This window comes from Aureibaculum algae (genome assembly GCF_006065315.1).
Taxonomy (GTDB): domain Bacteria; phylum Bacteroidota; class Bacteroidia; order Flavobacteriales; family Flavobacteriaceae; genus Aureibaculum; species Aureibaculum algae.
Window position 1 is genome coordinate 4491146 of record NZ_CP040749.1, and the last position, 12642, is coordinate 4503787.

General features: G+C 29.9%; 12 protein-coding genes and 1 tRNA gene. 7 read left to right on the forward strand and 6 right to left on the reverse strand.

Annotated features, from left to right (window positions below; translation table 11 throughout):
- Positions 1–81 precede the first annotated feature (81 nt).
- From FF125_RS19050 to FF125_RS19080, 7 genes are all read left to right on the forward strand, one after another.
- On the forward strand, positions 82–969 hold the full coding sequence (locus FF125_RS19050) for a hypothetical protein (protein WP_138951460.1): 888 nt from the start codon (positions 82–84) through the stop codon (positions 967–969).
- Positions 970–1128: 159 nt separating this feature from the next.
- Positions 1129–1638, forward strand: coding sequence for a hypothetical protein (locus FF125_RS19055; protein WP_138951461.1), 510 nt, complete (start codon positions 1129–1131; stop codon positions 1636–1638).
- Positions 1639–1656: 18 nt separating this feature from the next.
- Positions 1657–2916, forward strand: coding sequence for a hypothetical protein (locus FF125_RS19060; RefSeq protein ID WP_138951463.1), 1260 nt, complete (start codon positions 1657–1659; stop codon positions 2914–2916).
- Complete coding sequence (locus tag FF125_RS19065) at positions 2916–4655, forward strand: WG repeat-containing protein (RefSeq protein ID WP_138951465.1); 1740 nt, start codon at positions 2916–2918, stop codon at positions 4653–4655. The genes FF125_RS19060 and FF125_RS19065 overlap by 1 nt, the downstream gene beginning before the upstream one ends.
- Before the next feature lie 77 nt (positions 4656–4732).
- Complete coding sequence (locus FF125_RS19070; RefSeq protein WP_138951467.1) at positions 4733–5086, forward strand: hypothetical protein; 354 nt, start codon at positions 4733–4735, stop codon at positions 5084–5086.
- Positions 5087–5355: 269 nt separating this feature from the next.
- Complete coding sequence (locus tag FF125_RS19075) at positions 5356–6030, forward strand: DUF7822 domain-containing protein (RefSeq protein ID WP_138951468.1); 675 nt, start codon at positions 5356–5358, stop codon at positions 6028–6030.
- 1030 nt (positions 6031–7060) lie between these two features.
- Entirely contained in the window at positions 7061–8068 is a 1008-nt protein-coding gene (locus FF125_RS19080; RefSeq protein WP_138951470.1) for a metallophosphoesterase family protein, read from the forward strand.
- A 186-nt stretch (positions 8069–8254) separates the two neighbouring features.
- Here FF125_RS19080 and FF125_RS19085 read toward each other — a convergent pair whose 3' ends face one another.
- The 6 genes from FF125_RS19085 to FF125_RS19110 form a co-directional block, all read right to left on the reverse strand.
- On the reverse strand, positions 8255–9448 hold the full coding sequence (locus tag FF125_RS19085; protein ID WP_250629630.1) for a serine hydrolase domain-containing protein: 1194 nt from the start codon (positions 9446–9448) through the stop codon (positions 8255–8257).
- 416 nt (positions 9449–9864) lie between these two features.
- Positions 9865–9938 (reverse strand) — tRNA-Asp (locus tag FF125_RS19090).
- Positions 9939–10003: 65 nt separating this feature from the next.
- Positions 10004–10927: a DUF58 domain-containing protein gene (locus FF125_RS19095; RefSeq protein ID WP_138951472.1), complete on the reverse strand. Its 924-nt coding sequence runs from the start codon at positions 10925–10927 to the stop codon at positions 10004–10006.
- Between the two features lie 80 nt (positions 10928–11007).
- Positions 11008–11325 carry a thioredoxin gene (gene trxA, locus FF125_RS19100; RefSeq protein ID WP_138951474.1) on the reverse strand — a complete coding sequence of 106 codons (318 nt, stop codon included), beginning with the start codon at positions 11323–11325 and terminating at the stop codon, positions 11008–11010.
- Positions 11326–11452: 127 nt separating this feature from the next.
- Positions 11453–12406, reverse strand: coding sequence for a methylenetetrahydrofolate reductase [NAD(P)H] (metF, locus tag FF125_RS19105; RefSeq protein ID WP_138951476.1), 954 nt, complete (start codon positions 12404–12406; stop codon positions 11453–11455).
- On the reverse strand, positions 12403–12639 hold the full coding sequence (locus tag FF125_RS19110; RefSeq protein ID WP_138951478.1) for a hypothetical protein: 237 nt from the start codon (positions 12637–12639) through the stop codon (positions 12403–12405). The genes metF and FF125_RS19110 overlap by 4 nt, the downstream gene beginning before the upstream one ends.
- Between the last annotated feature and the right edge of the window lie 3 nt (positions 12640–12642).

A 12642-nucleotide genomic window follows, 5' to 3' on the forward strand; every position in this document is an offset into this window, starting at 1 on the left:
TTTTGTAGAAATTGATATACTTAAAAAAAAGTATCCTCATTTGAAAATTCACACCTTTAATCGCAATCCATAAAAAACAGTATGAAGAAAATAATTTTAATTATTACGCTAATAAGTATTTTTACAACTTCTTATAGTCAAGACAACCATGAGGTTTCTAAATTAAAGCCGCCTACCAACACATCTGTTGAATTAAAAGCATTTAAAAACCAACAGCGATATAAACTAATTATTGATTCACAAAAATGTGAAGTTAATGTTTACATAAATGGTATTGAAATCAAGCCTACTTATGGCACAAAAAATTATGATTTAAACAATTATATTACAGATAAGGTTTCTTCTATCAAAATAATAGCAAATCCTGGATATATATCTTATCCTGAAAATGGAATTATCAGTAAAAGAAAGGTTCAGCGTTTTAGAGAATATTCAAACCTATCTGCCATGATAATAGAAGAACATGCTACTTATTCTATAAAAGCTCTCGAAAATACCTTACTTGAAGGCAATGAACCAGTTGTTTTTCAATTTAAGTTTGATTCTAAATTACCATATTACCCCGAAGCTTGGAAAAATGGCGTTGATTTACGAAAGGATGAAAAGTTATCTATAAAAATAATTGCTCTTTACGAGAAACTAGGTAAAGCAGTTTTAGAGAACGATGAAAATGCCATTAATGACCTACTTTATAAACGTGAATATGAAATTCAACAATTAGATTTTGATACCAAAATTGAAACGACGAGAAAACTTTGGAAAGAAATTATTACACTCAATGAACCTGCAAAAAATTACTCCGTATCAGAAGGTTTTAACATGACATATTATGCTGACGGAAAATTGGTATACATACACCCTAAAAACAATTCAGATATGCTCATCTTCAATGGAAAAACAATAGATACCCAAATGTCTTACATGTTGTACCAGCCAGAAGGATCTGACGAGCTTAAAATAATAAGGTAAAAGGCAAATTTCATTAAGAAATATAATAAATACTACGGTCGAATTTCAAATATTTACCAAACTACTACGAATATATATTAGTCATTTCAATCAATTTTAAATTATAATATGTTTGCGGTATTAAATCACAAATACAACAGCTAATCAGCAAAAAAACTTATGAAAAGACTAACCATGCTCCTATTATTTACCTCCTTATTTGGTTACGCCCAAATAGATTATAAAGGACTCATCAAAAACGTAGAAGACATCACCTATGAAACCGATATAAAAGCTCATTTTAAAGGTATACCGTTTAGTGAAGAATATAGTGAAATTGAATTTGATGATGAACGTTTCTTACGATTTCACGGTGTTATTGTTAATAAAGTAACATTTAGTGATAGTTGGAGCGGTAAAGTGATAAACATTAAACCGTTTAATGAAAACGCAGACTATGAAAAAATAAAAGCTAAATTATTTGAATTATATGGTGAACCAGAAACTAGCGAAAGAACAACTAGAATTAGTTATGAATGGGAAACTGACAACAAACAGATATCATTAAGTATAAACCTACAAGGAGAAGAAGAAGAAGAAGAAGAAGAAGAAGAAGAAGAAGAAGAAGAAACAGTTCAAGGTGTATTTAAAGATTTTGATTCTTTAACAATCGTCTTAAAACAAGAATAAATATTTAATATTCAACTAATGAAAAACCTTATAATTTTACTCATATTAACTATCAACTTCACATTTACTTCATGTGGTAGTGACACGCTTAAATATGATTTTTCAAAAATAAAGTCGTTGGCAGAAACCAAAGCATTAATTACAAAAATGCAACTTGAAAATAAAGATGAAAACGTTGACAGTACTTCCAATTTTCAAGAAATCACTTTAAAAGGGATGCACTATGCTGGAGTACCTGTAAAAAGTGCTCTTATTACTGATAATTACACTTTACTGACCACAGACACCCTTAACTTTTCTGCCAAAAATTTACTGGAAGCTATAGAGGCTGAAAAAGGATTAACAGCGATGTCAGATACCTATAGTAATAACATCGAATTTGAATGGAAAGATGAAACTGAAAATAAAAAACTTGAAATCAAACTAGTTAATGGTAAACATTTAGCGGCTTTTGGAGATAAAGATTATGCTGAGTTAACTATAAACTATAAACCAACCTACACTATACCATTAGCAAACCTTCATAAGGAGATTAAAACTTTTGAAAACCAACCTAAATACATACTAAATATAAGAGCTTATGATTGCCTATATGATATAATTCTTAACGGCATAATCATTACAGAGTCTACTAATATTACTGAATTTAATTTAAACAACTACATTACTGGGCCTAATTCTTCAATAAAAATAATAGTTAAACCTAGTAAAATTGAGGGTTCAAAAACATTTAATGAACAAGCTTATTTTTCGGCTACCATTATTAATAAAAGTAATAATGAACCTGTTCAAGAAATCGTAAGAACAGCTCTAAATGGTAGTAATTCTATTGTATTTAATGCTGAATTTAATTCTACGCTACCCTACTACCCTATAGCATGGACTGATGGTGTCAATTTAATAAATGACAAAAATTTAAAGGATAAAGTAATTGCATTATATGATAAATTAGGAAAGGCCATTTTAGCGAAAGATAAGCAAGCAATTAACGATATATTCTATCAAAAAGATTTCGAAATGCAACAATTAGATTTTGATACTAATTTTGAAACCGCACGAAATGAATGGGAAGCCTATTTAGCTATTCAAACCTCCAGCTACAAGTACACCCTAGCAAATGATTTTGAAATTGAATTTAATGATGGAGGAAAATTAATTTACACCTATGCCAAGGATAAATCAGATATGATCATTTTTACTGGAAAAGGCTATAATGCGACATTCAACCATTACTTATACCAACCAAAAGGATCTAACGAACTCAAAATAATCAGATAATGAAAAAATTATTTTTTATACTACCAGTACTATTAATTGTGGTTGGTTGTTCTAAATCACAACCTATAGACAATGAAGAACTAGATCATTTTATATCAAAACTTGACGATAAATCATTGGAAGAGATTAAAGAAGAAATGAATAGCAATGTCAAACAATTTGAATCTTTTTCAAAATTCTTTGAAAGTACATTTTCCAATGATATAGAAATAATTAATAAGGAAGATGAAAAATATGAAGAAGAATTTAAAATAGATACCTCAGGTTTTGGAAAAGCTCTTCACCAATTTAATGATGTTGTTTTTGTGCAAACTTATGAAGATTATGAAAGCCAGTTAGAATTTTCAAAAAACAACTCAGATTCTTCTAAACCAATGAACCTAGGAGAAGGTGTGTCTCAAATATTTATACCAAATAAAATCTACTATCATGATGGCGAGGTACGCACGGATAGTATATCAAACTATGACGTAGATTTTACTTTTGATGAAAGCTGGGGAAAAACAAAACCAATTGATAGTATTGATATTACTTATAAAGTAACTTATGTAAAAGATTATGATGTTGTTGAAATCTCTGTAGACAATCCAACTGCCAGTTATAACGGTGGAGAAATTAGCTTGGTTAAAGCAGAGGGTAATTATATTTATTTTACAATGAGCGATACACTTCCGGCACCTGTTAGAATACAAGGTTATAACAAAGAAGGTAAGGTTTTAGATAGAAGTGGTTATTCTAACAATGGCGTGGCTCCCGGTGAAATGGAAAGTGTATTTACTGAAATGTTAAGCTACTTAAAAAAGTTACAAGAAAAATTAAACGATGATGACTTTGAAAATACGGCTGAATTTCAAGAATATTTGAAAGACAACTTATCCAACTTAGAATTCTTTAATGACAATGATGGCATTTTTCACAGACAGTACTATTATCATGGAAATGTAAAATCCTTAAAGTTATATTTCGAAAAAGATTCTGAAAATAGGGAAATTATATTCACTGCACGAAACTATAAGCCTTTTAAAGACAGTGATGATTTAATTGCAATGGAAACTGAAGATGCAACTGTACTTTTAAATAACAAAGGTGAACAAGTAATTACATTAAATGGATTTGATGGTTTAGAAAATATAGGTGGTAATTTTTATGAAGATTATAATCATTTTTATTATTTAAACAGGACTGAAAAACAATTAGACACATTATTAGTTTATGATATAAAAGCTCTGAGCAATGGTCTTATTGGGATACTACCAGAACAAGAAAACGAACATTATACACTTGTTACTTCCAACAACATACCAATTGGATCTAATTCATATTGGCTTCTTCAAGAAGTTGGAAATATAGTATTTGGAATTACTATTGATGATAAACATTTCATATTAGATGAGAATGCTAATGCAATGCTATTACCAGGTGTTACTAAAGTTTATGATAAACAATCTGATGATAGAATAATGGTTAGCAATACTGACAGGAAAATAGGATTTATGAATAGTAAAGGTAAACTAGTAATTCCATTTAAATATGATGATGCCAAAGATTTTGAAGATGGATTAACAGCAGTAAAATTTAATGGTACCTATAAACTGATTGATGTAAATGCGAAAGTATTAGTAGATACAGAAGAAGATTATATCAATTTTTTTGGTGAAGATGATAACAAAAAGAGAATCTATAAATTTGATTATGGTAAAAAAAGCTATAATTATAAAGGAGAGTTGATTGAAAAATAATGAAACCTAAAATTTTAAAGACTGTTCTTATTACTCTAATTTTCGCACTTTTACTGTTAACAATGGTGCTAAACAAAATGCCTTTTTGGACTATTGGTTTACTTTCGTTTATTATCTCCCTAGTAATAGGGAGTTATATATTATCACCCTTTTCAAATGGAAAGAACCAAATAGATACTATTGAATTTTCAGAAGACATTACAACTGACTTTAGTTCCTTAAAAAAAATCTCCACGAAAAATCACTATTATCATAATGACGTTTTTTATATAGTGAATAATGAGCAAAAAGTAATCTCCATACCTTTTGCTAATATCATGGAGATTAAACACACTCTATCTAAAGAAAACAATAGACGAATTTGGAAATTAATTGCACTGCACAACAATGAACAAGTTGAATTTAAATTCAGACACAACTTCACTTTATAGAATAGAAATTTCACTCAATTTCTGTCTGAATTAAAACAGAAAAATCCCAATACCAACATAGGGAAATTTAATCTTTTTACGATGTGAAATATTCAAAAGTATGCGAATATTGTTTACATCAACCCAAATATAGATTCACCCCTTTTTATAGCGTTACTATACCCTACATTTGATTAAAAGCAATTAAAATACAAGATAAAACAGTAGTGTTTCATATACTATAAACATACCCCTTCCTGAATATTTAAAAGAGGTAAATCATCAATAATATGGCAAATAGAAGTTATTTATACTCCCTTAATTACAACCAATGTAAACTAGAAAAAGCAATTAAAAAGACCATTTCTGGAGTGTCAGAAAGCGAGTATTATATTCCATTAGCTTATAAAATACTGATCAGTCAAGAAACTCAAATGTGCAATTCCATTATATGGGATAACAAACAAAAAATAGCCTTAACAGGTAATTTAGAAAAAGGAAAAAGTAAATTATTTGATTTTTTAGAAACACTAAAATCTAAAAGACTATTTGATGAAAAATTACTTAATGAAAAAATTGAAAACACTAGAGTTTCACTTTCTAAGACCGAAAAATATGGACTTTTAGAACCTGGGGAAATTTTTGATTTGGAAAATGAAAATATCTACGACCAAAATACAAGACTCTATAGTAATTTAAAAAATATAGATATTGAGATTAAATCGTTCTATAAAGCTGTTTTAGAAATTGAAGAAAAGCTGACCAGCCAAAAAAATTATTTAAAAGATCTAAAAGATAATAATGACTTTGTGGGTAGAATACTCGTTAAACTATTTTCAAAAAAGAAAGTACCTGTCAAAGACAATATCCGTAAGCTTGAAAATAACATCGCATATTACCAACAAGAAAAATGGAATTTATTAGGCATTGATCAATGGAAAGATCATTTATATTATAATTTTTAATAAGACCTACTTTATAATAAGGAAATTATCATTTTTTAATAGGAGGTAAAAGCTCTGATAATAATTCAATACATAGCGTATTTAATTACAGAAATGGTTATCACTTTAGAAGTGTAATAAAATTTGATCGTCTATGTAATGACGTTATTTACTTCTAAAATAAAGTAATAGAAATTATAAAAATATAACACGAATAGATGGCTCGGTTATAATTACAAGGCCATCTAATTCTTTAGGCACATAGTATGAAAAATAAACGGAAAGCAATATTTTATTAATTACACTACTAACAATAAATTTAGTTTTTTACATATGGACAAACAGCATAGAGAACGAAACTAAAAATTACGACAACTACGATTTTGAAATTGGTCGCTTTTTTCAACAGTCTAATACTAGACTGACTTATTCATTAGAAATAGCAACAAAAATTATATTCCGTTCAATCCGATTTACGGTGGTTTGCTGCTATAAACTTTTATGCTAACAACAGTAAAAAAAGCATTAGAATAGAACAGGTAAAAACTAAATATTCTGCCTTAAAATCGCAAAACGATGCTATATCTTTTAGAGAATCCTTTTATACTAACCTTACTAAACTAAGAGAAAAGTACTTTAAAAGTTATTCTTATAAAATACGTGAGTATAAATGGTTTGAACTTACACCTCTTTACGGATTGGTCTTATTATTTATGTTTAAACGTTAAATTTAAATTCCTTTATTAATTTAAAAAACGATGAATACTAAAATCCTATAAAATTTTGATCCAAAAATGCTTTGGATGTTTTCGTCTCCATTTCTCTCCAAACCAGTTTCCAATTACTAAATTTATATACTTCTTTAAAACAAAAACATTCTAATTTATACGAGCCCATTCATTAAAAAATATTATAATTTAGTAAAACAGTTTTATAATCGCAAAAAAGCATCAGACAAAGGATAATTTCATGTAATTCAAATACTTATTTGTGTATTACTTTGAAAACAGAAATTTAAACATGTATAAAAAAAATTAACAAATTAAATAAGGTGGAGAGACGCAAATTTATAAATCAATTAGGCTTAGGAGCAGCAGCTTCCTTAGTACCTACAACCCTATTATCATTTACACCATCAATCAAAAATAACACAACCAATAAAACTTTAAATTTTGGTATTGTTACTGATGTGCATAAAGATTTAATGCCAGATGCCAACCAACGTTTAGAAACATTTATTCATCAAGCACAAGAACGAAATGTAGATTTCATTATTCAGATGGGAGACTTCTGTATGGTTGAGTCTAAAAATAAAGACTTTTTAAAAATTTGGGAGCAGTTTAAAGGACCTAAATATCATATTTTGGGAAATCATGATATGGATAAAAACTCTAAAGAAGAGATCTTAGATTTCTGGGGAATGCCAAAAACCTATTATTCCTATGATTTCGGAAGCTATCATTTTGTTGTGTTAGATGCCAATTTCTTGTATGAAGACGGAAAATTTACAGATTACAAAAATGCTAATTTTTATGTGAATGATAGTGTTAGAACATATATTGACAATGAACAAATTGAATGGTTTACATCAGATTTAGAAGCTACCGATTTACCAACTATTGTGTTTTCTCATCAAAGTTTATGGCACTACCAATGGGGTGTAAAAAACCGACTAACACTTCAAAAAATAATGGAAAAACAAAAAGATAAAATAATTTGTTGTTTAAATGGCCATAATCATTTAGACTATCACCATCATCAAAACGGTATCGATTATGTTGAAATAAACAGTATGTCTTACCAATGGATGTCTGATAAATACAGTAGTACAGATCGTTTTTCAGAAGAATTATATAAAAAATATGGAAACCTACATCACATAGCAGGTTATAAAGACCCATTATATGCCTTTGCTAGCTTAAATTCAAAAGGAACTATGCAAATAGAAGGTGTAAAAAGCGAATGGATTTCTCCTTCTCCATACAAAATGGGTATGCCCAAAGGCATTGACGGAATGGTTTATTCTGCAGAAATTTCTGACTATCAACTTAAGTTTTAAAAAATCAATATAAATATGCAGTTGAAATAATATATACGACATACCTCCACAAAACAAAAAAGCATCCAGATTTGGGAAGCTTTTCATCAACTAACATACGTTAGAGTGGTTTCATCTGTAATATTATTAAATCAAATTTTAAAATCGGTTTTGGAAGGCTAGAGCACTCGAGTAACCTAGATTATCTTAAGAATGAAAATTTTCAATAATAATTTTCTTTACTTTTTTGTTCAATGATGCAATAGAGTTATAACTGGTGTGTTCTAAAATAATAACTACCAAATCGTCTTTCTGATATTGCGTAAGCCCCGTTCTAAAACCATTCCATTTACCGTAATGATAAATAGTGTTTTGGTCTTTGGTATTAATCCGCAAACCGAAACCGTATGGAATTTCTTTTCCGTAGATCGTTTCTCCTTTAGAATACATAAGGCTCAAAGATTCTTTTGAAAGTAGTTTTCCGCTATTTAGTCCAAGTGTCCACTTCAACAAATCTTTACTAGAGGAATACACATTTTTATCACCTACAATGGCATCATTAACTGTAGTATTAATTTTTAGATGCCTATAACCTCTTTGCAATCTATATCCGTCCAAATGGTTTTCAATGCTATTTTCGTTTTCAGAACTAAGAACAAAAGAATCTTTCATATCTAGCGGATCAAAAATATTCTTTTTCATAAAGTTACTAAAACTAGTACCTGAAACTTTCTCAACTATAGATGCCAATACAAAATAACCCGTATTAGAATAATCAAATCTTCGCCCTGGTTTAAAATATCGTTGTGCTTTACTAGATTCGAGCAACGCCATCATTTCACTGTTCGTCGGTGCTTTTTCTTGTTTCCATTCATGCTCTGCAACCCAAAAATATCTCGGCAACCCAGAAGTATGATTTAGTAGGTTTTTAATAGTTATATTTTCATAAGGGAAGTGCGGAAAATACTTATTTACTGTATCAGTAAGTTGAATTTGATTCCGCTCGTATAATAACATAATAGCGGCTGCAGTGAATTGTTTACTTACTGAGGCCAATTGAAATACAGACGTTTCATTTAAGGGCTCTTTCTTTTTAAAATCTGCATAACCCACATAATTATCATATAGTATTTTCCCATGCTTTGCGACTAATAATGATCCGTGAAAATCTTGTTTTTTATTAATACGCTGTAACAAAGAGTCTAATTTATGGCTCACTTTTTTCGTTTCCACCTGAGGATACTGCTCTATTAAAATGGGATTTTCCTCTTCGGTTTGAGTCGCTAATGTTACTAACGGCTCAATTGTTTCTTTCTTGGTAGATTCAGGCTTAGCAACCAACATAAAGCTGCTCAAAACAACTATTAGTGCTATCAATGTAACTGGAATATATTTTTTCAATGTGATTATGTTTACGGGTGCAAATTAACAATCACCTTAGATTTTCAAAAAGGTTTAGTGCCTATAACGTAAATTTTAAGGTTTTATGATAGTGTTTATTAAATTCCAACAAAATTTAACACTTCAATACAACCAAGTAATAGAAAATTTCGAAAAATAATAGAGCCTAATCTGAATAAATACAACAATTGAACATCATATGTCCAAACCTTTATTAAAAGATGTTTTATTAAAAATTGTAATACTATTGAATATAATACAGAAATAAATAGGAAGAAAAATGCTTATAAAACAAAAAAGCATCCCGATTTGGGAAGCTTTTCATCGACTAACTTATTCAGTTAGAGTAGTTTTATATGTAAACTACTAAAAACAACACAACATCGTTAAAATTTCTCGAACTTTAGAAATTTTAGCGGTCTGGACGGGATTCGAACCCGCGACCTCCGCCGTGACAGGGCGGCATTCTAACCAGCTGAACTACCAGACCGTTGCTTAAAGCGAGTGCAAATATAAACGCGATTTATTTAATAGCAAAATGTTTTTACAAATTTATTATAAAAACTTTTTTCTACTGACTAAATACGTAGTAAGTACCTGTTCAAAACCCTCATTAATATCTACTGGAACATAGTCAATTTTATATTGCATACATTTCATTTTCAGATTATTAAAATATTTTTCAACAATATCCTTATACCCTTCCTTTACTGTATCGGCATATAAGTTAATATGTTCTCCTGTTTCTACATCAACAAATCTTTTTGGAGTATTGCTAAAATCGAAATCTAGCTCCTTTTTACCGTCAAACGTATGAAACAGTACTACTTCGTGCTTATTATACTTTAAATGACGCAATGCTTCGAATAAACTCTCTTCTTCTATATCTGACTGAAACATGTCAGTAAATAAGAAAATTAAAGAGCGTCTATGAATTTTGTCTGCAATCTCATGCAATGCTGTAAATGTCTTTGTTTTGGTCTTTGCCTCTTGCTCAAGTAATAATTCGAGCTGATTCAATAACATTCGCCTATGGCGTTCACTCCCCTTAGCTGGAGCGTAATATTCATTTACATCAGAATAGACACTTAACCCATAAGCATCACGTTGACGCTTTAGAATCTCTAATAAGGCCGCTGAAGCTACCACTGAAAACCCAATTTTATTCAACTGCTCTAATCCTGAATTTTTCAATTGAGGATAATGCATCGAAGCAGAATTATCTATGATCAACTGACATCTTAGATTTGTTTCTTCTTCGTACCTTTTTACAAATAGCTTATCCGTTTTTGCAAATAATTTCCAGTCTATATGTTTGGTACTTTCTCCTTTATTATATAAGCGATGTTCTGCAAACTCAACCGAGAACCCATGAAATGGGCTTTTATGTATACCGGTAATAAAACCTTCTACCACTTGATTAGCAAGCAGCTCTAAGTTCTTTATTCCGGTTATATTTTTTGCTTCATTAACTGACATTGACACAAGATATAATAAAAAAAGGTTTGTATCCGACTACGTCTGAAACAAACCTTTTTAAAAATTTTACTAGCTTTTCTTTATACTAAAGCTTCTAATTTTTCAGTGTATGTTGCTTTTGGTGCTACACCAACTTGTTTATCAACCACTTCACCACCTTTAAATATTAAGATAGTAGGTATATTTCTAACACCGTATTTAGCCGCAAATTCTTGATTTGCATCAACATCAACTTTTACAACAACTGCTTTGCCTTCAAAATCGGTACTTAATTCTTCTACTGTTGGAGCTAACATTCTACAAGGGCCACACCATGCTGCCCAAAAATCTACTAAAACAGGTTTTTCTGATTTTAATACTACATCCAAAAAGGTAGCATCTGTAACTTCTATTGCCATATTATTTTTTTATAATTGTTATTATTTTTTACACTACAAAAATAGTAATTATTTTACCAAATAGAATAAACTATAATTGCTTTTGCTTATGTTAGTATCTAAAATAGTTATTTACTTACAAAATAACTTAAAAAACGCCCTGAGCTACCGCTTTAACATTATCTGATTTACCCATTGAGTAATAATGTAATACTGGTACACCTGCCTTTAACAACTCCTTAGACTGTTGAATACAATACTCTACACCAACTTGTCTTACCGCTTTATTATCTTTGCATTTATCAACTTCTTTTATCAGTTCTTCTGGCAAATCAATTTTAAATACTTGCGGTAACAATTGTAAATGTCGTTTTACAGCTATCGGTTTAATTCCGGGAATTATAGGCACCATAATTCCTTCTTTTCTTGCAGCAGCAACAAACTCAAAATACTTTTTATTGTCAAAAAACATTTGGGTTACTACATAATCTGCACCCGCATCTACTTTTTGTTTTAACCTTTTTAAGTCGGTTACTAAAGATGGAGCCTCCAAATGCTTTTCAGGATAACCCGCTACACCAATACAAAAATCTGCTTTGTCATCCGCATCAATTACATCATGTAAATATTTACCTGCATTTAAATTTTGAATTTGACTTACCAATTCTGTTGCAAAAGTATGACCACCATTGGTCGCCTTAAAATATTGCTCATGTTTCATAGCATCTCCTCTCAGAGCCATAACGTTTTCAATACCCAAATAATGACAATCGACCAACAGATATTCCGTTTCTTCTTTCGTAAAACCTCCACATAAAACATGCGGAACCGTATCAACGTTATATTTGTGTTTTATAGCCGCACAAATACCAACGGTTCCCGGACGCATTCTAGTCGTTTTTCTATCTAACAGTCCATCTTTATCAATATAAATATATTCTTCTCTAGACGTTGTAACATCTATAAAGGGAGGTTTAAACTCCATCAAAGGATCTATATTATTATATAATTCTTGAATATTTTTACCCTTTTGTGGTGGAATAATTTCAAAAGAAAATAATGTTTTCCCTTTTGCTTGTGCTATGTGTTCTGTTATTTTCATTTTTTTAGTAATTCATTTACGGCTTCAAAAGTGCCATCATATTCCCAATAAATCCATCGACCATCTATATAATCGGTTAATATATATTTTTCACTTACCGATTTAATTCTTGAAAGTGCAACCAATTTTCTTGAAAATCCTTCAACAATAACCTGCTCAGTTACCTCTTTATTTTCTTTGTCGTAACCATGTACAACGATATGACTTCCTAACTTTAATTCAATAAATTTCATTAT

Bases quoted from the DNA above. Each gene is read 5' to 3' on its own strand.
- metF (WP_138951476.1), bottom strand. From the start codon at position 12,406: ATGAAAATAACAGAACACATAGCACAAGCAAAAGGGAAAACATTATTT.
- FF125_RS19075 (WP_138951468.1), top strand. From the start codon at position 5,356: ATGGCAAATAGAAGTTATTTATACTCCCTTAATTACAACCAATGTAAA.
- FF125_RS19095 (WP_138951472.1), bottom strand. From the start codon at position 10,927: ATGTCAGTTAATGAAGCAAAAAATATAACCGGAATAAAGAACTTAGAG.
- FF125_RS19055 (WP_138951461.1), top strand. From the start codon at position 1,129: ATGAAAAGACTAACCATGCTCCTATTATTTACCTCCTTATTTGGTTAC.
- FF125_RS19070 (WP_138951467.1), top strand. From the start codon at position 4,733: ATGCCTTTTTGGACTATTGGTTTACTTTCGTTTATTATCTCCCTAGTA.
- trxA (WP_138951474.1), bottom strand. From the start codon at position 11,325: ATGGCAATAGAAGTTACAGATGCTACCTTTTTGGATGTAGTATTAAAA.
- FF125_RS19110 (WP_138951478.1), bottom strand. From the start codon at position 12,639: ATGAAATTTATTGAATTAAAGTTAGGAAGTCATATCGTTGTACATGGT.
- FF125_RS19065 (WP_138951465.1), top strand. From the start codon at position 2,916: ATGAAAAAATTATTTTTTATACTACCAGTACTATTAATTGTGGTTGGT.
- FF125_RS19050 (WP_138951460.1), top strand. From the start codon at position 82: ATGAAGAAAATAATTTTAATTATTACGCTAATAAGTATTTTTACAACT.
- FF125_RS19060 (WP_138951463.1), top strand. From the start codon at position 1,657: ATGAAAAACCTTATAATTTTACTCATATTAACTATCAACTTCACATTT.